The sequence below is a fragment of the Streptomyces aurantiogriseus genome (genome assembly GCF_014649375.1).
GTDB lineage: Bacteria > Actinomycetota > Actinomycetes > Streptomycetales > Streptomycetaceae > Streptomyces > Streptomyces aurantiogriseus.
Genome location: NZ_BMSX01000001.1, coordinates 130,732 through 152,221 on the forward strand (window position 1 = coordinate 130,732; position 21,490 = coordinate 152,221).

A 21,490-nucleotide genomic window follows, 5' to 3' on the forward strand; every position below is an offset into this window, starting at 1 on the left:
ATCTCGCGGTCAACGTAAGGAAGGCAGACAGCGCTACGCTTCCTTGGCGTACTCGACGAATGCCGCCCAGCTGCCTCGCTGGACGGCCAGCATTCCCCGCCCGCGCACCTTCGTGTCCCGAACCAGCACGTGCTCAGGGTCGCTGTCGGCCACTTCAACGCAGTTCTGCGTCTCTGTGTAAGAGCTGGTTCGCCAGTTGGGGGTCATCGGCTGCACGGGGCGCTCTCCTAGTCGTTCGGGATCTGGTCGTAGTGCTGGATCGCCGTGAAGATGAGGTCTCGGACGGCGGTGCCGTAGACCGCTGACTGCTTCAGGAGGGCGAACGCCTTGGTGTACAGCTCGATTTCGCGGGGCTGGGAGACGGAGAACTCCGCCGAGTAGGTCTCGACGAGGACGAGTCGGCTGTCGAACATCGAGAACGCGTTGCCCGGCCATATGAAGGTGGGGGCGGACTTGGGGACGATGCCCAGGCTGAGGCGCGGCAGCCTCATCACCGCCAGCAGACGGTCGAGCTGCCCCTTCATCACCTCCGGGCCGCCGAAGTTGGTGTAGAGGGCCTGTTCGCCGAGGAGGACGTTGAAGATGCGTTCGCCCTGGTACAGGTACTGCTGGCGTTCGAGTCTCTTCGCCACGGCCGCTTCGGTGTCGTTGGGTATCTCGTAGTAGCTGACGCCCTGTTGGAAGACCTCGGCGGCGTAGTCTGCGGTCTGGAGCGTTCCCCAGATGAGTGTGGGGTGCCAGATGCGGAAGACCTTGGTCTTGGCATAGACCGGGATGGCTTGGCGCTGTCGTTTCTCGACGCCGGTCTGGAGTTGCCGACGCCATTCGAGCCACAGCTCGTCGACATGGCGGACGATCGCGACCAGATCGCCGAGCTGGTCGCCTTGGCCGGTCGTCTCGCACCAGACGCGGATGTCGTCCTCGCTGGGGCGCTGCTTGCCGTTCTCGATGCGGGAGACCTTCGACTCCTGCCACGCAGTGGCACGCGCGAATGCCCGGCCGCTGGCGAAACCGGCATCCTTGCGGAAGCCGCGCAGCCGGGCACCGAGCGCTTGCAGTGCCTCTTGTACTTGGGTGCTCACGGGTCGGTCAGGGCTTGTACTCGGGGTGCGGGATGGCGGCGGACCACAGCAGGTCCCGTAGGCGTACGCACTCGGCCACGGTGTCCGGGTCCTCGATCAGTTCCGACCCGAGCACATGGCCGTCGGAGTCGAAGTGGCCCACGGCGAGCAGGCGGTCGTCGTACAGCCACCAGTCGTTGCCTCCCACGGGGAATGTGACGTCCTCCGACAGGCGGTGCCGGGGCAGCCAGCGGATCTCCTCGCCGGCCTCCTCGTTCAGAGCGGTGGTGGCGTGCTCCCACTGGATGTAGGGGGTGTGCGGCTCGGTGACCACTCGGACGCGTCGGACGGTTTTCCCTTCACCCGTGACGCGCCTGATGAGCCGCGTCCAGGGGTCCATGTAGGAGTAGTCGACGGTCTCGCCGCTGAGCCAGCTCGTGAACGGGCTGTCCTCGTCGGGGACGGAGTAGTCGTCCCTCAGCTCCAGATGGAATGCGTCCTGCGCGAAGCTCTCAAAGAGCTGGTTGCGCTTGGCGCTGGAGATCAGCTCCACGCGGTTCCTCCAGTAGGGCGGTGATCGCGGCCTTGGGGACCTCGACCACGGTCTCGTAATCCGGAATCTCCATCTGGGCCAGCGCCTCGGGGGCGGTCACCTCGCGGCCCTGGACTACGAACGTACCGCTCGGCGTCAGGATCATGATCGGATCCTCGACGCGCCTGATCTCCCCGGCCGCCAGGCCGTCCTTGGTGAGGTGCTCGAACAGCTCTGTGGGCACCTCCACCGCCGTCTCCCCCTCCGGGATCTCAAGCTGCATCAGCAGGTCGTTCGCGAAGATCTTCCAGCCCTGGACGAGGTAGGTGTCCCGGTCCGTGGCGTACAGGGTCGGACAGTCGCCGACCGTGGAGTTCTTACCAAGGAACCGTAGCTTCATGGTCGTTCTCCTGTCTGCTGCCTTGCTTGGGTTTGCGCGACATGACGATGGTCGATGGGCCGTTGTGGGCCGTCAATCAGCTTGCTGCAAACTCGCGCAATCTTCTTGGGGCTTGGGGTACCGCCGCTCTACGTTCGTCTCCGAACCCGAGCAACCGAGGCAGTCGCTGCAGGTTGCGGTACCGAGGGGAGATGCGTGGTGAGCACCGTGACGGACAGACGCAAGGCTCCAGCCGTCGACAAGCAGCCCATCGACACGGAGCTGATCGCGGACAGCACCGACGCCGCCCTGAGGATGAAGCTGGGCACCTCCACCCGCGAGAGCATCGACATCAGGACCACGGCCGTCATCGAGCAGCTGAACCGGCTTCTCGGCGTGGACCTGGGCGCGGACGAGGACCCCGACATTAGGAGTCTGGTCAGCCGGGCGAACAAGCTGCTGGAGCTGTCAGCGCGTCCTACGAAGGAGACGCCGGCCTTCAGCGCCTTCTTCTATATGCGCGACGTCGCCAGTCTTACCCGTCGGCTGCTGTGGGTCTGCCCGGAGGCAGGCAGCCATGCGCCCTGATCACCCCGTGCTCCTTCACGTCTCTCCCACGCCGGCACGCGCCGTCTGCGAGCCTGAGTCCGGGTTCTGGTGCGAGTGGCGTCACGCGGACGGGCGGCGCATCAGCTGTGCCGCACAGCCGACCGCCGCCTCGGCTGTCCGATGGGCACGCATTCAAGTCCGTGTCATCGCCTCGGCCGCTGAGCCGGCCTTCATCGACCTTCTCGTGGACCGACGTGCCCAGAGCTGGCGGGACGCTGCCTCAGCTCTTCAACAGGGTTTGGATTTCACGCTGCCGCTCGCAGCGGGGCCGTACTCCTTCGTGTGGCATGCGCGCCCCGTCGCCTTTCTGCCCCTCGTCGGCGGCAACCCGATGCCCCATCTCCATCTCCCGGGAGGAGGCCCGCCATGGGGGTGAGGCCAGGAGAGTTGTGGAGCCGTTTCGACTGGGCGAACGGCAGCTGCTTCAGGTGCGAGCAGACGAACGTCCCCGTGGCCGAGGTCGGCGAGATCACGGTGGCGGGCACGGTGCTTCCCCTCTGCGCCTGCCAGTGGTGCGTCTTCAGGCTCGAACAGCTCCACTGGACGATGAGCGAGCGCGCCGCCCGCCAGCGGAATGCCCCGGCTCCCGCACAGCCCATCCCCCTCAGCCAGTGGCCCACCAAGGTGCCACTCAACAGACCGCCCGCCCACGTCGCGTAGGAGAACGGCCGCGTCCTGGGTGGGCCTTCAACCCCGCTCCCGCTGTTCGAGCTGGAGGTATCCCCGACCTCAGAAGGACAGGTCACAGCGGGAACGGGCAGCACCGCCACAAGAAGAGAGAGCCGCCTTGGCTACCGAGGAACCAGACGACGACACGTTGTTCGACCTGATCGGCGCTGTCGGCGCCGGAATCAATGCCAGTAAGGACGAGCGCCTTCCCCTTGACGTGCGCGAACTCGCCGCTGACCTGGCCGACAACACCGCAGACAGGCTGGCCCAGTTCAAGAAGACGACGTAGTGCCGAGAAGGAGAATGCTTGTGAATGACACTCCCGCCCCAACGTCCGAGAAGCACAACGCCCCCGCATCCGAACAGCAGATGCGCGATGCCATGGTGGAGCGGCTGATCGAACTGGGGGCCGCGCGCAGTGGCCGCGTCGTGGCCGCGTTCCGTTCGGTACCCCGGCACCTAGCCACCCCCGAAGTGGACATGGCCAAGACCTACGAGGCCGAGTTCGCCCCGGTCACGAAGACGGATGCGACGGGCGTGAACATCAGCTCGGTGTCCGCCCCGCGCATCCAGGCCATGCAGATCGAGCAGGCGGACATCCAGCCGGGGATGAACGTCCTGGAGATCGGCTCCGGCGGGGTGAACGCGGCCTACCTGGCCGAGATGGTGGGCAAGCAGGGCCGCGTCGTCACGATGGACATCGACCACGACGTCACCCAGCGTGCCGAGGAGTTCCTCAAGGCAACCGGCTACGACCGGATCGTTACCGTGATCACAGCCGACGGCGAGCATGGCGTAGCCGGCCACGCCCCGTACGACCGCATCGTCGTCACCGTGCAGGCCGCCGACATCCCGCCCGCCTGGGTCCACCAGCTGAAGGAGGGTGGTCGGCTCGTGGTGCCGCTGCGGATGCGCGGCATGACCCGCACGGTGGCGTTCGTCCGCGACAGGGAGCGGCTCGTCAGTGACGGGTTCGAGCTGTGCGGGTTCGTGCCGATGCAGGGCGTTGGGGAGAACCGTGTGCGCCTGGTATTGCTCCACGACGTGGAAGAGGAGGAGATCGCCCTCCGCCTCGACGGACATCCCGAGCCCGACGCCGCGTCCCTGCGGGTGGCCTTGGGCATGCCCCGTGTCGAGGCATGGTCGGGCGTCACCGTGGCCGGCGACGAGTCCACCGAGCACCTGGACCTGTGGCTGACCACCGCCCTCGACAACCTCCCCTTGATGGCTGCCAAGATCGGCGCACGGAAGCGTGGTCTGGTCGGCTCCGCGTCGCCGATCGGCGTCCCCACGCTGGTGGGCGGAGACAGCTTCGCCTACCGCACCGCGCGCCCCACCGACGACCCCGACCGGTACGAGCTCGGGGCGATCGGCCACGGGCCGCAGGGACAGAAGGTCGCGGACCGTCTGGTGGAGGAGATCCAGATCTGGCACAGCGACCACCGGACCCACCGTGCGCACATCGAGGTCCACCCGGCGGGTACGCCGGACGACCGGCTTCCCGCAGGCCGGCTCGTCGACCGGCCCCACACCAGGGTCACGATCACCTGGCCGTGACGCCGTCGGCGGCGCCACGGCCAGGCCAGCACAGCACATCCCACCCGCCTTTCCCGTGAGGAGTACGTGATGGCACCGCAGAACCCCACGTCAACGTTGAAGGCCGCGACCGACTACAGCACCAACACCAGGTCGGACTTCGACCTCAACATCGAGACCCTCGCATCCGCCCCGGTCATCGGCTCGCTGCTGAACGACACCAGCGACAACTGCACCTCCACCTGCCAGTCCGCCTGCACCAACAGCACCTGCATCGGCGGCTGACCCACCAGGGGCCGGGCGACATCCGATGCGCCCGGCCCCGCGCACCACCGTGACGAAGAAGGAGGCACAGCGATGTACCACGCAATCGACGCAAGCATGATCCGCGCATCAGTCTTCCCGCTGGCAGCGACGCTTCCTCCTTGGCCCGACCTGGATGGGGAAGCCCCCGCCGACGTCGAACGCCGGCGCGACTGGATCTCCCAGGTCTGGGCGGACGACACCCGGGCTGGCGCCATCGAGTTCGCCGCGCCGCTCCTCGCCGCCGCCATCCGCGACGTGCTCAACGGAGAGCGGCAACGGCCGCGCACCGTCCGGCGCACCGCAGCCTCGCTCGCCCGCTACCTGCTGCGCATGCAGCACCGCGCCACACCGTTCGGGCTGTTCGCCGGCCCCGCCCCCGTGAACATCGGCGGTACGGCTCGGGTGACATGGGGGAAGGAGCACGGTGCTTTCGCCCGGGCCGATGCCGAGTGGTTGAACGCCGCCATCACCACCCTGGAAGGCAACCGGGAGGTGCTGCGACGCCTGCCCGTGATGGCAGATCCGACCTGCACGGTACGGGGCAATCGGGTGGCAGTACCGCACCAGTCCGGCACGAATGGCCCCACCGACACCACACTGCGACGAACCCGAGCCGTGGAAACGGTGCTCACCTTGGCCCGTACGCCGATCACGGTCGGCGACCTCGTGGCCAAACTCCACGGCGACTACCCGGATACGCCGACTGCGGTGATCGAGGACATGGTGTCCAGCCTCGTCGCCCATCGCGTCCTGCTGACGAGCCTCCACGCCCCCATGACGTGCGACGACGCGCTCGGACATCTCATCGCGCAGCTGGACGCCACAGGTGCCACCGCCACATCAGGTAAGGCGGAGACAGCCGAGAAGCTGCGAAAGATCCACCAGCTCCTCACCCTCCACGACATCGCTGCCCAGGATGAGCAGCAGGCCCTACGCATCCAGGCAGCTGCGCGGATGAACACCCTCACCGACGCCACCACCCACACCCTGGTCGTGAACGTGCGCCCCGACTGCGACATCGTCCTGCCAACAGCGGTCACGCGCGAGGCAGAGCGTGCCCTGGAGGTCATCTCCCGCATTTCGCCGTACCCGAACGGCTCTCCGGCATGGCAGGACTACCGCGCGCGGTTCCTGGAGCGCTACAGCATGGGCTTGATCGTCCCCCTGCGCGACCTCACCGACCCGGACACCGGCCTCGGCTTCCCCGTCGGCTACCGGGGCACGGTCCTGAAGCGGCCGGTGCTGGCCACTTCCCGCCGCGACGACCACCTCCTCGCCCTCGCCCAGTCGGCGGCCCTCAACGATCGGCGCGAAGTCGTCCTCACCGAGGAGGACATCGAGGCCATGTCACTCGGGGAACCCACTCAGCTGCCCGCGCACGTCGAACTGTGCTTCACCGTGCTGTCCCCCTCACTGGAGGACCTGGAGCACGGCCGGTTCGACCTGGTCACCGCCGGGCTGTCCCTCGCGGCCGGCACGACGACGGGCCGTTTCCTGACGATGCTGGACCAGCCGGACCGCGAGCGGATGACCGCCGAGTACGCCGCCCTGCCAACGCTGGCCGCCGGAGCCGTACGCGGGCAGGTGTCCAGCCCACCCCTGCGCATCCCGACCCGCAACGTCGGCCGCGCCCCGGCCGTCGTCCCGCACGTCCTCTCGGTCGGCGAGCACAACCCGGACGCCACCCTCGACCTGGACGACCTCGGCATCGTCGCCGACTCCCGACGCCTCTACCTGCTCTCCCGCTCCACCGGTCAGCTCGTCGAGCCCTCGGTCATGAACGCCGTGGAACTAAGCAGCGCCACCCATCCCCTCGTCCGCTTCGTCACCGAACTGCACCGCTCCCACACCGCCATCCTCACCCCCTTCGCCTGGGGTGCGGCGGCCCGGCTGCCGTTCCTGCCCGAAGTCCGCGTCGGCCGCACCATCCTGTCCGCCGCCTGCTGGCGGCTGAACGCACGCGACCTCTCCGACGACAGTCGCGACTGGATGTTCCGTTTCACCGACTGGCGCATCCGCTACGGCGTGCCCCGCACCGTGTACGTCGGCGGCAACGACCAACGGCTCCGCCTCGACCTCGACATCAGCGCCCACCGGCAACTCCTGCGCGCCGAACTGGACCGCCACGGAACGGTGACCGTGCACGAAGCGCCCGACGAGGCGGCGTTCGGCTGGGTCGGCCGCGCCCACGAAATCACCGTGTCCTTCGCTTCCGACCAACCGCTTTCCCCTGCGCCGATCAACCGCACTGCAACCGTCGTCCGCCATGACTCCAGCCGCCTGCCCGGCGCTGGCGAGTGGGCCTACCTGAAGCTGTACGGCAACGCCGACCGTGCACCCGAACTGCTGACCGCGCACCTCCCGCGCCTCCTCCACGGCAGGGGCGCCGACGCACCGACCTGGTGGTTCACCCGCTACAACGACCCCGACAGCCACCTCCGGCTGCGACTCCGCCTCCCGAACCCGAACGCCTTCCGTGACGTGGCGCAGCAAGTCGCCGCCTGGGCAGGTGAGCTGCGCGCGGAGGGCCTGCTCCAACGCGTCCAGTGGGACACCGACGAGCCGGAAACCGGCCGCTACGGCGCCGGCCCCGCCCTCACCGCAGCCGAACAGGTCTTCGCCGCAGACTCCGCCGCCGCCCTCGCACAGATGGCCCTCCCCATCCCCGACAGCCTCCGGCCCGCCGTCACCGCCAGCAGCTTCGTCGACATCGCCGACGCCTTCCTCGGCTCCCCAGCGGACGGACAAGCATGGCTTACGACGAACCTCTTGAAGAACGACGGCGAAGCCACCACCCGCGACGTACTCTCCGCCGCCGTCCGCTTCTCTGCCCCAGGCCCCGACCGCGGGGCCCTGCGAGCCTTGCCCAACAGTGAGCACTTGGTCATGACGTGGGCCCGGCGTCGCACCGCCCTGACTGCCTACCGCCAGGCTCTCGAAGCGCATGGTGCCGACTCCACCGCGGTTCTTCCGTCCCTCCTGCACATGCACCACAACCGGGTCGCCGGCATCGCCCCCGACGCCGAAGCCATCTGCCGCCGCCTGGCCCGCGCCGCTGCCCTTTCCTGGACCGCAAGAGAAGAAGGAGCCCTGCGGTGACCACCGCTCCGCCCGCCCTGGACACGGACGCCATCCTCCGGCAGTCCCTCGCCCGAGGCTCCCTCGGTATTGCACTGCTCCATGTCGAACGCGCTCGCCAGGGCACCGGATCCTGGCAGACCGCCCACCGGCAACTCGTTTCTGTCGGCGCCTTGTTGGACGGCGACGAGACGGGCCTGTTCCTCGGCGCACCCGCGATGGCGTACGTGCTGCACTGGACCGCCGACGGCAGCAACCGGTACTTCGGCGCCCTGCAGACCCTCGACCGGATCATCGCCGCTCACACCCGACGCCGACTGGCAGCAGCTCACGCCCGCATCGACCGCGGCGAGCCGACCACCTTCGCCGAGTACGACCTCCTGCGCGGCCTGACCGGCCTCGGCGCCCTCCTCCTGCGCCGCGCCCCCGAGGGCGACGAACTGAAGGGCGTACTGGAGTACCTGGTACGCCTGACCGAGCCACTCCCCACCGCCGACGGGCGCACCCGCCTGGGCTGGTGGGTGAGCCACAGTCCCGTCAATCTCAGTGCTCCCACCCCTGGCGGCCACGCCAATGCCGGCCTCGCCCACGGCATCACCGGCCCTCTCGCCCTGCTCGCACTCGCCAAGCTCCGCGGCATCACCGTGCCCGGCCACGAGAAGGCGATGCTGCGGATCTGCCGCTGGCTGGACCGGATACGAGTGAACGACCACCGAGGCACCCGCTGGCCACGCTGGATCACCGGCACCACCAGCGTGCCCCCGCACCTGGCCGCCCCCTCCTGGTGCTACGGCACCCCCGGCCTGGCCCGCGCCCAACAACTCGCCGCTCTCGCCCTGAACGACCCCGACCGCAAACGCATGGCCGAACGAGCACTCCTCTACTGCCTTGCCGATCCCACCCAGCTCAACCAACTCACCAGCCGCGGCCTGTGCCACGGCCTCGGCGGCCTGCTCCGCCTCGTCCAACGCGTCACTCAGGACGCCGACGAACCACGAGCCTTCGTCCACTACCTGCCACAGCTCACCGAACGCTTCCTCACCACCGAACCTCCAGCCGAGACCGGCTTCCTCAACGGCTCGGTCGGCGCAACCCTCGCCTTCCAGAACATCCAAGAAGGCACCCTCCCCACCAGCGACTGGGACGCCTGCCTCCTCCTCATCTGACCCCGCCACCTGAAGGATCCGGATGAACCTGACCGACAGCAACACCATCGAGCAGGCCATCCTGGCCGTCCTCACCGGCACCCCGCTCACGGAGGCCGCTGGACGAGCGCAGACGTCGCCCGAGCGTCTCGCCGAGGCCACCGAGCGCTACCGCGCCGCCGGGCGAGCGGCACTCGATCTGCAACCCGCTGGCTGGTACCAGGTGAACATCGAGTTCACCGACTACCCCACGGCGGAACGAACCTTCAGCGCCTATCTCCTGCCCGCCTTGCGCAACGGGCTGATCGGAGCATGGTGGTTCGTGCGCAAGTACCCCTGCTGGCGCCTACGCGTCCAGCCGGGCCCAGGTACACAGATGGAGGACGCTATCGCGCACCTCACCGAAGTACTCGACAGGGCCCTGTCCTTGGGCGTCGCCAAACGGTGGTGGCCCTTCCTGTACGAGCCGGAAACCATCGCCTTCGGCGGCCCGTACGGCATGACGCTCGCCCACACCCTGTTCCACACCGACAGCGTCGGAGTCCTCGACTACCACCAACACGTGACCGAAGGCACCAGCGGGCTCCCCGGCCCCAAAGAGACCTCCCTCCTCGTCACCACTCTGCTGCTGCGTGCCGCCGGGCTGGAGTGGGGCGAACAGGGAGACGTATGGGGGCAGGTCGAAGCACGACGCCCACTGCCCGTCGACGTGCACCACGACCAGGTCAGCAGCATAGTGGCCTCGGTACAGCGACTCTTGACGCTCGACGCTGGCCCCGCACTCACCGACGGCCCACTCGCGCCGCTCGGGAACTGGGCGACCGGACTGGAACACTGCGGCCAAGCCCTCGCAGACGCAGCACGCGCGGGCAACCTTCAGCTCGGCCTGCGCGGCATCCTGACCCGGCCCATCCTGTTCCACTGGAACCGGATGGGCTTCACCACCCGCCAACAGGCCGTCTGGGCACGCGCAGCCCGGGAAGCAATCCTCGGAAGTTGAACGTGGTCGGCGTCATGCAGTGGCCGATTGTCATGAGGCTGGTGGGGTGCAACCAGCCGCACTCATTCTGGTGTGTTCCCCGGCAGCAGGAAGAGAGGACAACGGACTTTGCCACACCGCCTACCCCGCCCCTGTTCCGCCCACCGTCCTACCACGGCCCGGCTACCTGGATCGGTGGCGGGCCCTCTACGCCGCTGCCGCCGAGGAGCGCATCGTCAGAGCTCAGAATGCGGCCACCGAGCTCCGGCACAGGCCCCGACCTGGGGTTTGCTGGTTGTCTAGACCATTCTCGGACCGGCCCTACTCCAGCCCCTTCTTGCCCGGCGCCCAGAACGGCTTGGTGAGCACGGACCGACGGTCCCAGCCCAACTCTCGTACCAGCAGCTGCCGTACGGCCTGGACGGTGCGTGCCTCCCCTGCGACGTACGCGACCCCGCCCGGCTCGGGAGCGAGGCGTCGTATCCCGTCGGGGAGTGACGTACCGCCTCGGGTCAGCCAGTCGAGTCGGTCGGAGTGGCGCATCGGGAGCCGGTCCGCGGCCGTGTCCGTCTCCACGCACCCGGAGATCCGAGCCCCCTCCGGCAGCGCGTCCAGTATCGCCCCGAAGGCGACGGACGCCGTCTCCTCCCCGGCGAAGACGTGGTGGGCGGCGTCGGGGCGGAGCGTGAACGTGCCCTCCGGCTTGCGGAGCCGCACCTGCTCGCCGACCCGGACGCTTCGCCCCCACTCGGCCCCCGGGCCGCCTTCAGGGTGGTCCAGCACACACAACTCGACGGCGCCGGCGGGGTCGTAGCGCCACACGGAGTACGTCCGCGGGGTCAGCCCGCCGACCAGGACGCGCACCTGCTGTCCGGGCCGGACGTCGAGACCGGCGAGTTTGTCGGCCTCGACGCGCAAGCGGCGCATACGGGCCGTGATCGGTTCGGCCCTGGTCACGGTGGAGCGGATGAACAGGAGGTCGAGCACGGGGTTCAGCACAGCGGTGGCGGGCATGGGTGGCTCCTCAGCTCATGGGGGAACAGGGGTAGGTGAGGTGTGCGGGAACGGCGGGAGCAGGTCGGCTTGGCCGAAGCGCGGTCGGCGGGCTCGCGATGGCAGTTCGGCACCGTGGGACGGTCGGCTGGGCGATTCCGACCAGGGAGGCGCCCTGCGTTCACCTCATCGCTGCGTCCAGCGCCGACTGGAGGGACTGCTGGTAGCCCTGGCTCGTGTACGTGGCCCCGGACACCACGTCGATGTCCGCGCTCTGCGCGGTCAGCGTTTCCTGGTTCAGCTGCTGGACGGCGTATTCGTTGAGCTGCTCCTCCAGCGGATCGGCCTTGGGGTACGTCACGGCGTCGGCCTCGGTGATCTTGCCGTCCTGCACGGTGATCCGGACCTGGACCGGGCCCCATATCGTGTCGACCGCGTCACCGGTGACGGTCTTCGTGCCGGTCTCGGTCGATCCGCTGCCCGGGCTGGTGGGCACGCCGGAATCGGATGAGGCTCCGGGCCCGGACGACGCCTCGCCCGTGCCGGCCGGGACGGGCGCGGCCACGGTGATCCCGGGCGGCGAGTGCGGCTTGAGCGACAGCAGGAGCACCATTCCGGAGACGGTGGCGGCGCTCGCCAGCACGATCCGGCGCAGTGGGCTGGTCCTTTTCAACGGGTGCATAAGGGCCTCACAGCTCGAAAGACTCGTGGTGGATACGGCGGTCCGGGACCCCGGCCGCGCGCAGTGCCTCGTACATGTCCTCGGCGAACCCGGAGGGTCCGCACAGGTACACGTCGTGGTCGGCGAGTTCGGGCACCATGCCGTGCAGTACGCCGGGGCTGAGGCGGGGCCGTGAGCCGTCCGCGGCGTTGAGGGCGTAGAGCACCTTGGCGCCGCGCGCCCGGGCTATGGACTCCAGCTCTCCGGCGAGCGCCAGGTCCTCGGCCGAGTGCGCCCGGTACAGCAGCGTCACCTCGCCCGGCAGCGTCTCGAACAGGGCGCGCAGCGGGGTGATGCCCGCCCCGGCCGCGATCAGCAGCGTCTGCCCGGTGGTCCGGCGGTCGGCGGTCAGCGCCCCGTACGGGCCTTCCGCCCACACCCGTGTGCCCGGCCGCAGACGTGGCACCGACGTGCTGTGGTCCCCGAGCGCCTTGACCGTGATGCGCAGTCGGGCGCTGTCAGGCGGTGCGGACAGCGAGTACGGCGTGGACGTCCACCACATGCCGCTCGTGAGGAACCGCCACCGGAAGAACCGCCCGGGCTCGGCGCCCAGCTTCTCCAGGCGTCGGCCCCGTATGACGACGGACCACACACCCGGCGCTTCCCGGTGAACCGACCCCACCCGCAGCCGGTGGCGCAGGTTGAGCCACATCGGGGTGAGGACCCGGAACCACACCACCAGCGCCAGGACGCTCAGGTACAGGGCGAACCAGGCGGCCTTGGCGACCGGGTTCCCGGCGAGCTCCGCGCCGAGCACGATCTGATGGCCGAAGGAGAGGAACACCGCCGCGTACGTCAGCAGGTGCAGGTAGTACCAGAACTCGTAACTGACCCTACGGCGGACCACCCGCGCGGAGATGAGCCCGACAGCGAACAGGACGATCGTCCCGAGGGCTGCGGGGAGCACCCTCGGGGAGTGGAAGACGACGGTGTTCGCCTCTTCCCAGAACGAGACCTGGGCCAGGGCGGCGTACCCGGCGATGATCAGCACGACGTGCGCGACCAGCAGACAGATCGTGTACCGCCCGGCCATCGCATGCCAGCGGGCCACCCGGTCCGAGCCGATCCGGCGTTCGAGCAACGGCACCCGGGCCATCAGACCGACGAGCACCGCGCAGGAGTACCCGCACAGCAGGCCCGAGATCCGCCCCGCAGCGGTCAGCCAGCCCGCGGTGCCCACCACCGATCCGGTGTTCTGCCACCACAGGGCGACCACGGCGGCCACACCGGCCCACAGCAGAACCAGCAGCAATGGCGCCGGCGGGCGACGCCGCACGGACGGCGGGGACGGGGGAGCCTGCTCCCGGTGCACCGTGGTCATGACCTCTTCCTTTCGGGCGTGGGGACACCGCGGGGCAGCGGAAGACGCCGGCTCAGTCGATGCCGACCATGGCCGCGCTCTCGCGCCACAGCCAATCCCGGGCGTCCCGGCTGCGTGCCAGTGCGGAGGGGTCGGGGAAGGTCGGTTGCCCCTTGACGAGGGAGACGTAGATCCGGCCGGGCGGCGGTGTGACGTTCCCCAGGGCGACTTCGGCCAGCAGTTCGCCCGAGCGTTCGGCGGTGCTCATGACGTACTCGGGCTTGAAGAAGCCGACCACGCGGAAGACCGTGCGCATCAGGAAAGTGAGGAACGCGCGCCGGGCACGGGAGTTGTCGCGGCCCAGCGAGGTGCCGCCGGTGAGACCGGGGTTGAAGGCGATCACTGAGATCCGGCCAGCCATGACCTCGTCCCGCGCGGCGAGCGACTGCGCGGTCAGCAGATTGCCCAGCTTGGAGGCCGCGTAGGCGCGCACGCCGCTGCCGAAGCCGCTCTCGCTCGGGTGCGCCAGCGTCCGCGGTTCCATGGTCTTGGGCGCGATCGGAGTGTTGGCGGGATCGTGCGTGGAGCTGGTGGTGATCACCAGGCGGCCGTGGTCCGCCATGTACGGCAGCAACAGCCGGGCCAGCAGGTAGTGGGCGAGGTGGTTGACCGCGAACGTCAGCTCGTAGCCGTCCGTGCTGCGCTTGTCGGTGGCGGCGCTCTGCACGCCGGCGTTGAGGACAAGGACGTCGATACGGGCATCGCCCAGTTGGCGTGCCACCGCGTCGGCGAAGGCGCGGACGCCGGCCAGTGAGGCCAGGTCGAGCGGGATGATCTCGGCGCCGGGCGGCACGGTGCCGCTTCCCCGGGCGCCGATGATGACCTGTGTACCGGGCTGGACGGCGATGCGCCGCACCGCGTGTGCGCCGAGCCCGGCGGTGGCGCCGGTCATCACGACGACACGCTGCGGTTCGATGGAATCCATGGTGGGGTTTCCTGTCCTGATCAGCGGGAGGTCAGGGGCGCGGTCCTGGAGCGCGCCCACGGTGAGAGTCACTGCCGGTTGCCGACACGACGCCGCCGTGAGATCGTCATTAAAGTAACCTCCGGGACATTATCAATTGATAAGGAACCAGTTGTCAACATCGACCCCTGACCCAAGCGCACCCGACCGGACACACGGGTCCGTGACGGGCCACCAACTGCTCGCCGCATTCACGAATCTGGGTAAAGGTCTGAGGCGGTGGATGCAGGCGACCATGCCCACGGGCGGCGGTATGACGGTGCCGCGCGCCAGCCTGCTTCTCGGCCTGACCCTCAAGAGGGAGCCGACCGGCATGAGCGAACTCGGCGAGTCCCTCGGCATGTCCCCCAGGAACATGACTGTCCTGGTGGACGGCCTCGAGGCGGAGGGCCTGGTCCGACGCGTCAGCCACCGGCACGACCGCCGGATCAAGCTCGTCGAACTCACCCCGGCCGGCAAAGAGGTGGCACAGCGGGAACTCGGACCGTCGCAAGCGGCGGCGGCAGCGCTGTTCGACGACCTCACGCCCGAAGAGCGGGATGAGCTGCTCGGACTGCTGGAGAAGGTGGGCGACATTCTGCGTGCCCGCGGGATCGAGATGCCCTCCCGCGATCAAAGGTGATCTTCGAATCCGCCGGGGTCGGGGCCCGTTGGTCGCCTTGTTCTCAGGCCACGTACAGCCGGCGTGCGTGCCAGGACAGCTCGGACTGCGGCGACTTGTCTCGCTGACCGGCCTCACAGACCGCATGTGCCGGACAACACCAGCGCCCCGGTCATGCCGACAGCGACGCCGGTCACCTCGGCCATGCCGACCTGCCCAGGCTGCTCAACCAGGGCATCCCCGCGGCGCACCGAACCGCCGGCGCCCGGATCGGTCGGTCGGCCCTGCCGACCGGCCGCCGGGGCGTTCTCGCGGCGCGGCCGCGGGGGTCAGTTGCCGCTGCCGACGGCAGCCGCGGTGACCCGCAGAGCGTCGGCGGTCCGGGCGAGGCTTGGGTGGGTCAGCCGCCCCTCGGACTTCACGACCTGTCCGGCGACGAGGACCGTGTCCACGTTCTGGGGGTGGGCAGCGGTGACCACGGCCGCGATGGGGTCGCGGTCGGCGGTGAGGACGTTGAGGTCGTCCAGGCGGAGCAGGATGACGTCGGCCTGCTTGCCGGGGCGCAGCGAGCCGATCCGGTCGGCCAGCCCGAGGGCGGCGGCACCGTCGAGCGTGGCCATCCGCAGCACGTCTTTGACGCTCAACCGAGCTGCACCGTCGGCGACTTGACTGGCGATCAGCGCTGCCCGCATGAGGGAGAACATGTCGCCGGGCGTGGACGTCACAGCATCGACGCCCAGGCCGGTGGTGACTCCGGCACGGCGGTAGCGGCCCGCGACGGGTCGGCCGATGCCCAACATCGCCTCCGTGCCCGGCGTGACCGAGGCGGTGCCGCCCGAGTCGGCGATCAGCTCCAGCTCGTCGTCGTCGAGCGAGTTGCCGTGGACGTACAGCGCCTTGACGTCCAGCAGACCGTGCTCCCGCAGGGTGGAGACCGGACGCATCGCAAGGGGGCCGGCGCTGACGTGGAACGTCACGGGCAGATCCAGTTCGGCCGCCAGCCGCCAGTCGTCGGTCACCACCTCGATCGGCGTGTACGACGGGCCGAGCGGGGCGAGCGCCATGGTGACCAGCGCGTCGTCGTTCCGCAGCCGCTCCGCGCGGATCCGGCGGACGTCGTCGTGGTTCCCGAAGCCGGTGAGGGGGAAGCCGTAGCCGAACACCGCGCGCAGCCCTGCCGCCTGCAAGGCGTCCACGGCGGCGTCGGCGTGCTCGGGGGTGTGCAGTGCGTGTGAGAAGTCCATCAGGGTGGTGATGCCGGAGTCGAGGCCCTCCAGCGCGCCGGCCAGGGTCGCGGTGTGGATGTCCTGCGGCCCGAGCCGCGGGCCGAGCCGCCCCAGGACCAGACCGAGGTAAGCGGTGAGGTCGACATCCACGGCCGCGCCGCGCAGCGCCGACTGCCACACGTGTCGGTGGGTGTCGACGAAACCGGGGAGCACGATCCGGTCGGTGGCGTCGACGACGGTGGCGCCCTCTGCCGGGAGGTCGGGGCCTACGGCGGTGATCCGACCGCCCTCGATCAGGACATCCGTCTTCGGGTGGGCGACCGGCTCGGGCTCGGTGTCGATGACGTGACCGTTGCGGAGCAGGATGCGGGTGTCGGTCATGGTGCTGCCAATCTCTTGGGCTCTGGAACCGGGGCTGAACACCGACGTCGAGCCAGGTTCCTCGACGTGGCGGAGCCAAGCGGACTGCTGTCCGCACCCATCCAACGTAGCGGACATCTGTCCGCTACGCATCACCGTCACTTGCTGACCGGACATCTGTCCGGTACTTTTCCAAGAGGCGGACAACTGTCCGCTTACGTCTCAGTGGAAGGTTCCACCATGAATCTGCTCATCCTCGGTGCGACCGGCCCCACCGGTCGCCACGTCGTCGACCTGGCCCTTCAGTCCGGCGACCGGGTCACCGTCCTGGCACGCAGGCCGGAGGCGCTGGAAGATCTGGCGGACCGCATCACCGTCGTCGCCGGCGACGCCACCTCGCAGCACGACGTCGCGAAGGCCATGGCCGGACAGGACGCCGTCATCTCGGCCCTGGGCAGGAGCACATCCGTGCGGGCCGACGACCTGTTCACCCGCGCCTCGGCGGCCGTGATCGGCGCGGCCCGGGAAATGGGGGTCTCCCGCCTGGTCTGGCTGTCCTCGTTCGGCGTGGGTGACACCTTCCGGTCGGCGAGCGCCGTGCAGAAGGTCATGTACCGCACGTTCCTGCGGAACATCTACGCGAACAAGGAGATCTCCGAGAAGGCGATCCGCTCCAGCGGCCTGGACTGGACGCTGGTCTACCCGACCATGCTGACCAAGGACCCCGCCAAGGGTACCTATCTCGTGGGCGAGCGTCTGCCGATGAAAGGCAACCCGACGATCAGCCGCGCGGACGTCGCCGACTTCCTGCACAAGGCGGCCCACAGCCCCGAGTGGATCCACCGCGACGCCGTCATCACGGACTGACCAGTCAGCCCTGACGGCCCGCCCACGCACACCCCCCGCCCCGCGGCCGACCCCCGAACGGACCGACCATGAGTCCTGACTTTTCCACCTCCCACGACTTCCTGCTTGGCGGCGACCTGCCGATCAACCGCATCGGCTTCGGAGCCATGCGGCTGTCCGCCAACGGCTTCACCGGCCCGGCCCGCGACCCCGAAACCGGTCGCGCCGTCCTGCGCCGCGCCGTCGAACTCGGCGTCAACCACATCGACACCGCCTCGTTCTACCGCAGCAATGACGGCACCGTCAGCGCCAACGCCCTGATCCGCGAGGCCCTCCACCCCTACCCGGACACCTTGGTTCTCGCCACCAAGGTCGGCCCGTGGGACACCCCCGACGGCGGACTGCGGCAGACCGACGACCCGGCCGCCCTGCGGCCGATGATCGAGACGAACCTCGAAACCCTCGGCGTGGACCGCCTCGACCTCGTCTATCTGCGCGTCGGCGCGATGGAACCACCCCACGGCCAGTCCATCGCCGCGCAGTTCGAAACGCTCGCCGCGATGCGCGAGGAGGGCCTGATCCGCCACCTCGGCCTCAGCAACGTCGACATCGGCCACCTGGCCGAGGCCCGTGCGATCGCGCCCGTCGCCGCCGTGCAGAACCACTTCCACGCCGGCAAGCGCGACGACGCCGAGCTCTTGGCAGCCTGCGTGGCAGCCGGCATCGCCTTCGTACCGTTCTTCCCCCTCGGCGGCGGCGCCAGCGACCTCTCCGCGGACCGCCTGGCCAAGGTCGCGGAACGGCATGGCGCCACGGTCCCCCAGATCGCCCTGGCCTGGCTGCTCGCCTCCGCCCCCGTCACCCTCGCCATCCCCGGCACCGGGTCCCCCACCCACCTGGCGGAGAATATGGCCGCCGGGTCGATCACCCTCACACCGGAGGACCTCTCCGACCTCGCATGACGCGGGGACCACTCCACTCACCGTCGCCCCGTCCCTCCGCCGAAGACATCATCGGGCGGCTCTCCACGCTCGGCGCGCCCGTCGTCGACACGGTAGGGCCCACCACGTAGCTCAAGACGAACAGCATGCTGGAGGCAATCGTCCCGTACGGCCCTCGCGCAGCGGTACGGGGCGGCTACGTCGGCACGCTCAGCGAAGCCGTGGTCGGCACACCGATCGAGCGTCTGGCCGACGTGCCGCGACGCGCGGTTCGACGCATGGGCGGACGCGACGACATCCGCCCTGCACCCGTACACGCTTCCCCATGCCTGCACCAACCGCACCCAGGACCGAGGCGAGGCGTGGCGCCGCGGCGTGTTCGGCAGCGAGGCCAAGTACCGCCGGCTCGCCGAGGTCAAGGCCGTATGGGATCCGCGGAACCTGCTCCGTGCCCTCCTTGGCCGGGCCGCTGGTCAGCCTGGCCAAGCGGCCCTTCTCACCCCCGTCCGGGTGCCCCCGCACGCAGCCCGTCCATGATGATCTCCAGGAGCCGGGCGCTCTGGGTCTGCCAGTCCCCTCGGGCATCGATCTGCCAGATGCCCGCGACGGCCAGGATGAAGTCGTCGGACGTCAGCCCCGGCCGGAGGGCGCCGGCCTCGTGATTGGCCGCGAGCAGCGCCTCGATCGCCTTGATCACCAGCGCGTATCCGGGCTGGGCCGGGCCGTCCGTCGTACCGACGATCTGACGCATCGCATCCGCCAGGCCGGCCTTGGCGACGGCGAAGCGGGCGAGCTGGTCCATCCATGCGCGCAGGGCCTGTTCGGGTGACCGGGTTTCGAGCAGTTCCGACGCGGCGTCGGCGAGCTGTTGCGCCTCGTGGCGGTAGACCTCCAGGACGAGCGCTTCGCGGTTGGGGAAGTTGCGGTAGAACGTCCCCTGTCCCACTCCCGCCTTCTTGGCGATCAGGTTCAGCGGGACATCCACGGCACGCGACAGCTCGGCCAGCGCCACCTCCAGGATCCGCTCCCGATTGCGCTGTGCGTCCGAACGCTGGGGCCCGTCGTTTCTGGACTCCACGCCCCCTCCCTCCGGGCTCACGCCCACACCTCATGCTCAGCCGGGCAGGCGTCCGCGCCCGCCGCACCCCGATAGCGGACACCCGTCCGCTTGGCTCCACCATAGCGCCAGCCACGGCGAAGGCGAGCAGCCCACCGCCGTTTCAGCTCTTGGGCCGGGCGAGTCCGAGATCGTAGGCGAAGATCACGGCCTGGATGCGGTCGCGGGCGCCGATCTTGGCCAGGATGCTTCGGACATGGCTCTTGACGGTGGACTCGGCCACCACGAAGTGGGCGGCGATCTCACCGTTGGTCCAGCCCTTGCCGATGGCCACGAGGATCTCGCGCTCCCGGTCAGTGAGAGCCTTCAGTCTTGCTTCCTGGGCCGGGACATCATCAGCGGGTTGCGGAACGTGCTGGGCGTATTCGTCCAGCAGGCGGCGGGTGAGTGCGGGAGCGATCACGGCGTCGCCGGCGGCGACTGCACGGATACCGGCGAGGAGTTCCTCGGGACGCACGTCCTTCAGCAGGAATCCGCTGGCCCCCGCCCTGAGGGCGGCGTGCACGTACTCGTCGAGGTCGAAGGTCGTCAGCACGAGAACGCGGGAGCGGTCGCCTGCGGCGACGATGCGACGAGTGGCCTCGATGCCGTCCATGCCCGGCATGCGGACGTCCATGAGAACGACGTCGGGGCGCAGTTCCGCCGCGAGGCGGACGGCTTCGCCGCCGTGCGCGGCCTCACCGAGCACGGTGGTCTCGGGGGCGGATTCCAGCAGGAGGCGGAAGGCGTAGCGCTGGAGCGGCTGGTCGTCCACGATGAGCACGGTGGTCATCGGTCACCGTCCTGGGGAGTGAGGTCGAGGGTGACGTCCACGCGCCAGCCTCCGCGGGCCGCGGGTCCGGCGGTGACGATCCCGCCGTAGAGTGCCGCTCGTTCACGCATGCCCACCAGGCCGTGTCCTTCCTCGTCGGGTGGTTCGGCCGGGCCCGGCGCGCCGGTGTCCTGGACCCGGATCTCCAGCCGGTCGTCCTCGGCGACGAGCGACAGGTTCACCCGGGTGCCGGCACCGGCGTGCTTGAGGGTGTTGGTGAGGGCTTCCTGGACGATGCGGTACGCCGTCAGCTGCACCCCTGAGTCCAGGGTGTCCATGTCTCCGGCCGTGCGGTAGACGACCTCCGGGCCGGCCGCTCGCACGCCGGCGCACAACGTCTCGATGTCCATGATGCCGGGCTGAGGGCTGAGCAGCGGCCCGGACGACGGATCGTCCTTGTCCGCCGCCTCGCGCAGCACGCCGAGCACCCTGCGCAGCTCGCCCAGTGCCTGGCGGCCGGTGTCGCCGATCAGGTTCAGGGCTTCCTTGCCGCGTTCCGGAGCCACGTCCGTGGCGTACGCACCGGCGTGGGCGAGGCTGATGATGACGGCCAGATTGTGTCCGACGATGTCGTGCATCTCCCGCGCCACCCGGGCTCGTTCGGTGGCGACCGCCAGCCTGCTGCGCTGGTCACGCTCGATCTCCAACCGTGCCGCCCGCTCCCGCAGCCCGGCGAGCTGGGCCCGGCGAAACCTGATCACCAGGCCGAGCGCGAGTGCCGCGGTCGCCGTGCTCAGCAGGAAGAACAGCGCGTCCCAGGCGGACACGGACGGAGATACCCGGAGTGCGACCAGCACCATGGCACCGGCCATGACGGCACCGGCCCATGGCAGCTGCCGAAGCCTCCCGTGCAGGGCCAGGCTGTACAGGGCGACGAAGAGGGCGATGTCCGCGCGCAGTACGGCACCGAGTGACCACTGGAGGAGGAATACGGCCGCGATGACGCCGAAGGCCACCAGCGGTTTGCGCCGCCGCCACAGCAGGGGGAGTACGAGCCCTGCCTGCAGCGCCAGCGTCGCCGTCGTCGGCAGCTCGGTGAGCTGCAGACGCAGCCTGGGCGGACCGTCCGCCCTGCCCTCAGGCAGCAGATCCGGCAGACAGAACATCACGACGGCCACCACGACCACCAGGGTGTCCAGCACCCATGGACGGGCGCGGTCAGCCTGCCGCAACCGCCGACCGCCGCGGTTCAGCCGGGCGACCAGGGGGCCCATACCGCCGGTGTCGTCGATGCTCACGGAAGTCACCTGTCTGTG

Annotated in this window: 24 protein-coding genes; 12 read left to right on the top strand and 12 right to left on the bottom strand. The window is 69.4% G+C overall.

Annotated features, from left to right (window positions below; genetic code table 11):
• Nucleotides 1-33: 33 nt before the first annotated feature.
• Genes IE263_RS00575 through IE263_RS00590 form a run of 4 tightly spaced genes read right to left on the bottom strand, consistent with a single transcriptional unit; the run spans nt 34 to nt 1,993 of the window.
• Complete coding sequence (locus IE263_RS00575) at nt 34-207, bottom strand: DUF397 domain-containing protein (protein ID WP_184906612.1); 174 nt, start codon at nt 205-207, stop codon at nt 34-36.
• Between the two features lie 20 nt (nt 208-227).
• Nucleotides 228-1,082, bottom strand: coding sequence for a helix-turn-helix domain-containing protein (locus tag IE263_RS00580; protein ID WP_184905715.1), 855 nt, complete (start codon nt 1,080-1,082; stop codon nt 228-230).
• Nucleotides 1,083-1,089: 7 nt separating this feature from the next.
• The gene (locus tag IE263_RS00585; RefSeq protein WP_184905717.1) at nt 1,090-1,614 is read right to left on the bottom strand and encodes a DUF6879 family protein; all 525 of its coding nucleotides are present in this window, start codon (nt 1,612-1,614) and stop codon (nt 1,090-1,092) included.
• Nucleotides 1,574-1,993 carry a hypothetical protein gene (locus tag IE263_RS00590; protein WP_184905719.1) on the bottom strand — a complete coding sequence of 140 codons (420 nt, stop codon included), beginning with the start codon at nt 1,991-1,993 and terminating at the stop codon, nt 1,574-1,576. Before IE263_RS00590 ends, IE263_RS00585 begins: the two co-directional genes overlap by 41 nt.
• Nucleotides 1,994-2,191: 198 nt before the next feature.
• Between IE263_RS00590 and IE263_RS00595 the strand changes: the two genes are divergently transcribed.
• The 8 genes from IE263_RS00595 (at nt 2,192) to IE263_RS00630 (ending at nt 10,315) form a co-directional block, all read left to right on the top strand.
• Nucleotides 2,192-2,560: a hypothetical protein gene (locus IE263_RS00595; protein ID WP_184905721.1), complete on the top strand. Its 369-nt coding sequence runs from the start codon at nt 2,192-2,194 to the stop codon at nt 2,558-2,560.
• Between the two features lie 387 nt (nt 2,561-2,947).
• Nucleotides 2,948-3,241, top strand: coding sequence for a hypothetical protein (locus IE263_RS00600; RefSeq protein WP_184905723.1), 294 nt, complete (start codon nt 2,948-2,950; stop codon nt 3,239-3,241).
• A 127-nt stretch (nt 3,242-3,368) separates the two neighbouring features.
• Entirely contained in the window at nt 3,369-3,539 is a 171-nt protein-coding gene (locus IE263_RS00605) for a hypothetical protein (protein WP_184905725.1), read from the top strand.
• Between the two features lie 20 nt (nt 3,540-3,559).
• Nucleotides 3,560-4,807, top strand: coding sequence for a methyltransferase, FxLD system (gene fxlM, locus IE263_RS00610; protein WP_229910723.1), 1,248 nt, complete (start codon nt 3,560-3,562; stop codon nt 4,805-4,807).
• 69 nt (nt 4,808-4,876) lie between these two features.
• The gene (locus IE263_RS00615) at nt 4,877-5,071 is read left to right on the top strand and encodes an FxLD family lanthipeptide (protein WP_184905727.1); all 195 of its coding nucleotides are present in this window, start codon (nt 4,877-4,879) and stop codon (nt 5,069-5,071) included.
• Between the two features lie 72 nt (nt 5,072-5,143).
• Complete coding sequence (locus IE263_RS00620; RefSeq protein ID WP_229910724.1) at nt 5,144-8,191, top strand: lantibiotic dehydratase; 3,048 nt, start codon at nt 5,144-5,146, stop codon at nt 8,189-8,191.
• The gene (locus IE263_RS00625; RefSeq protein WP_184905731.1) at nt 8,188-9,336 is read left to right on the top strand and encodes a lanthionine synthetase LanC family protein; all 1,149 of its coding nucleotides are present in this window, start codon (nt 8,188-8,190) and stop codon (nt 9,334-9,336) included. The genes IE263_RS00620 and IE263_RS00625 overlap by 4 nt, the downstream gene beginning before the upstream one ends.
• Nucleotides 9,337-9,358: 22 nt before the next feature.
• On the top strand, nt 9,359-10,315 hold the full coding sequence (locus IE263_RS00630) for a thiopeptide-type bacteriocin biosynthesis protein (RefSeq protein WP_184905732.1): 957 nt from the start codon (nt 9,359-9,361) through the stop codon (nt 10,313-10,315).
• Nucleotides 10,316-10,615: 300 nt separating this feature from the next.
• Here the strand turns inward: IE263_RS00630 and IE263_RS00635 are convergent, their stop codons facing one another.
• From IE263_RS00635 to IE263_RS00650, 4 genes are all read right to left on the bottom strand, one after another.
• Nucleotides 10,616-11,308, bottom strand: coding sequence for a siderophore-interacting protein (locus IE263_RS00635; protein ID WP_184905734.1), 693 nt, complete (start codon nt 11,306-11,308; stop codon nt 10,616-10,618).
• A gap of 160 nt (nt 11,309-11,468) precedes the next feature.
• Nucleotides 11,469-11,969, bottom strand: a complete 501-nt coding sequence (locus IE263_RS00640) for an FMN-binding protein (protein WP_184905736.1) — start codon at nt 11,967-11,969, stop codon at nt 11,469-11,471.
• 7 nt (nt 11,970-11,976) lie between these two features.
• Nucleotides 11,977-13,329, bottom strand: a complete 1,353-nt coding sequence (locus IE263_RS00645; protein WP_184905738.1) for a ferredoxin reductase family protein — start codon at nt 13,327-13,329, stop codon at nt 11,977-11,979.
• Between the two features lie 52 nt (nt 13,330-13,381).
• Complete coding sequence (locus IE263_RS00650) at nt 13,382-14,293, bottom strand: SDR family NAD(P)-dependent oxidoreductase (protein ID WP_229910725.1); 912 nt, start codon at nt 14,291-14,293, stop codon at nt 13,382-13,384.
• Between the two features lie 262 nt (nt 14,294-14,555).
• Between IE263_RS00650 and IE263_RS00655 the strand changes: the two genes are divergently transcribed.
• Entirely contained in the window at nt 14,556-14,954 is a 399-nt protein-coding gene (locus IE263_RS00655) for a MarR family winged helix-turn-helix transcriptional regulator (RefSeq protein WP_184905740.1), read from the top strand.
• A gap of 308 nt (nt 14,955-15,262) precedes the next feature.
• On the opposite strand, the gene IE263_RS00660 is transcribed toward IE263_RS00655, so the two are convergent.
• Nucleotides 15,263-16,540: an amidohydrolase family protein gene (locus IE263_RS00660; RefSeq protein WP_184905742.1), complete on the bottom strand. Its 1,278-nt coding sequence runs from the start codon at nt 16,538-16,540 to the stop codon at nt 15,263-15,265.
• A 219-nt stretch (nt 16,541-16,759) separates the two neighbouring features.
• Here IE263_RS00660 and IE263_RS00665 point away from each other — a divergent pair, with 219 nt between their 5' ends.
• The 3 genes from IE263_RS00665 to IE263_RS48140 all read left to right on the top strand — a co-directional run bounded on the left by IE263_RS00665 (nt 16,760) and on the right by IE263_RS48140 (nt 18,843).
• Entirely contained in the window at nt 16,760-17,386 is a 627-nt protein-coding gene (locus IE263_RS00665; RefSeq protein ID WP_184905744.1) for an NAD(P)-dependent oxidoreductase, read from the top strand.
• A gap of 68 nt (nt 17,387-17,454) precedes the next feature.
• A complete protein-coding gene (locus IE263_RS00670; RefSeq protein WP_184905746.1) occupies nt 17,455-18,327 on the top strand; it encodes an aldo/keto reductase in 873 nt (290 codons plus the stop codon).
• Between the two features lie 354 nt (nt 18,328-18,681).
• Nucleotides 18,682-18,843 (top strand): BBE domain-containing protein, encoded by a 162-nt coding sequence (locus IE263_RS48140; RefSeq protein ID WP_229910726.1) that lies wholly within the window; start codon nt 18,682-18,684, stop codon nt 18,841-18,843.
• Here the strand turns inward: IE263_RS48140 and IE263_RS00680 are convergent.
• The 3 genes from IE263_RS00680 to IE263_RS00690 all read right to left on the bottom strand — a co-directional run bounded on the left by IE263_RS00680 (nt 18,803) and on the right by IE263_RS00690 (nt 21,481).
• Nucleotides 18,803-19,384: a TetR/AcrR family transcriptional regulator gene (locus IE263_RS00680; RefSeq protein WP_184905748.1), complete on the bottom strand. Its 582-nt coding sequence runs from the start codon at nt 19,382-19,384 to the stop codon at nt 18,803-18,805. The two genes, IE263_RS48140 and IE263_RS00680, sit on opposite strands and share 41 nt — an antisense overlap.
• 142 nt (nt 19,385-19,526) lie before the next feature.
• Nucleotides 19,527-20,195, bottom strand: a complete 669-nt coding sequence (locus tag IE263_RS00685) for a response regulator (protein WP_184905750.1) — start codon at nt 20,193-20,195, stop codon at nt 19,527-19,529.
• Entirely contained in the window at nt 20,192-21,481 is a 1,290-nt protein-coding gene (locus tag IE263_RS00690; RefSeq protein ID WP_373311822.1) for a sensor histidine kinase, read from the bottom strand. The genes IE263_RS00685 and IE263_RS00690 overlap by 4 nt, the downstream gene beginning before the upstream one ends.
• Nucleotides 21,482-21,490: the final 9 nt, after the last annotated feature.

What these genes read in the sequence shown, in the direction of transcription:
- IE263_RS00575 (WP_184906612.1), bottom strand. Translation starts at nt 207, where the DNA reads ATGACCCCCAACTGGCGAACCAGCTCTTACACAGAGACGCAGAACTGC.
- IE263_RS00590 (WP_184905719.1), bottom strand. Translation starts at nt 1,993, where the DNA reads ATGAAGCTACGGTTCCTTGGTAAGAACTCCACGGTCGGCGACTGTCCG.
- IE263_RS00600 (WP_184905723.1), top strand. Translation starts at nt 2,948, where the DNA reads ATGGGGGTGAGGCCAGGAGAGTTGTGGAGCCGTTTCGACTGGGCGAAC.
- IE263_RS00615 (WP_184905727.1), top strand. Translation starts at nt 4,877, where the DNA reads ATGGCACCGCAGAACCCCACGTCAACGTTGAAGGCCGCGACCGACTAC.
- IE263_RS00620 (WP_229910724.1), top strand. Translation starts at nt 5,144, where the DNA reads ATGTACCACGCAATCGACGCAAGCATGATCCGCGCATCAGTCTTCCCG.
- IE263_RS00630 (WP_184905732.1), top strand. Translation starts at nt 9,359, where the DNA reads ATGAACCTGACCGACAGCAACACCATCGAGCAGGCCATCCTGGCCGTC.
- IE263_RS00635 (WP_184905734.1), bottom strand. Translation starts at nt 11,308, where the DNA reads ATGCCCGCCACCGCTGTGCTGAACCCCGTGCTCGACCTCCTGTTCATC.
- IE263_RS00640 (WP_184905736.1), bottom strand. Translation starts at nt 11,969, where the DNA reads ATGCACCCGTTGAAAAGGACCAGCCCACTGCGCCGGATCGTGCTGGCG.
- IE263_RS00645 (WP_184905738.1), bottom strand. Translation starts at nt 13,329, where the DNA reads ATGACCACGGTGCACCGGGAGCAGGCTCCCCCGTCCCCGCCGTCCGTG.
- IE263_RS00650 (WP_229910725.1), bottom strand. Translation starts at nt 14,293, where the DNA reads ATGGATTCCATCGAACCGCAGCGTGTCGTCGTGATGACCGGCGCCACC.
- IE263_RS00655 (WP_184905740.1), top strand. Translation starts at nt 14,556, where the DNA reads ATGCAGGCGACCATGCCCACGGGCGGCGGTATGACGGTGCCGCGCGCC.
- IE263_RS00660 (WP_184905742.1), bottom strand. Translation starts at nt 16,540, where the DNA reads ATGACCGACACCCGCATCCTGCTCCGCAACGGTCACGTCATCGACACC.
- IE263_RS00665 (WP_184905744.1), top strand. Translation starts at nt 16,760, where the DNA reads ATGAATCTGCTCATCCTCGGTGCGACCGGCCCCACCGGTCGCCACGTC.
- IE263_RS00670 (WP_184905746.1), top strand. Translation starts at nt 17,455, where the DNA reads ATGAGTCCTGACTTTTCCACCTCCCACGACTTCCTGCTTGGCGGCGAC.
- IE263_RS00685 (WP_184905750.1), bottom strand. Translation starts at nt 20,195, where the DNA reads ATGACCACCGTGCTCATCGTGGACGACCAGCCGCTCCAGCGCTACGCC.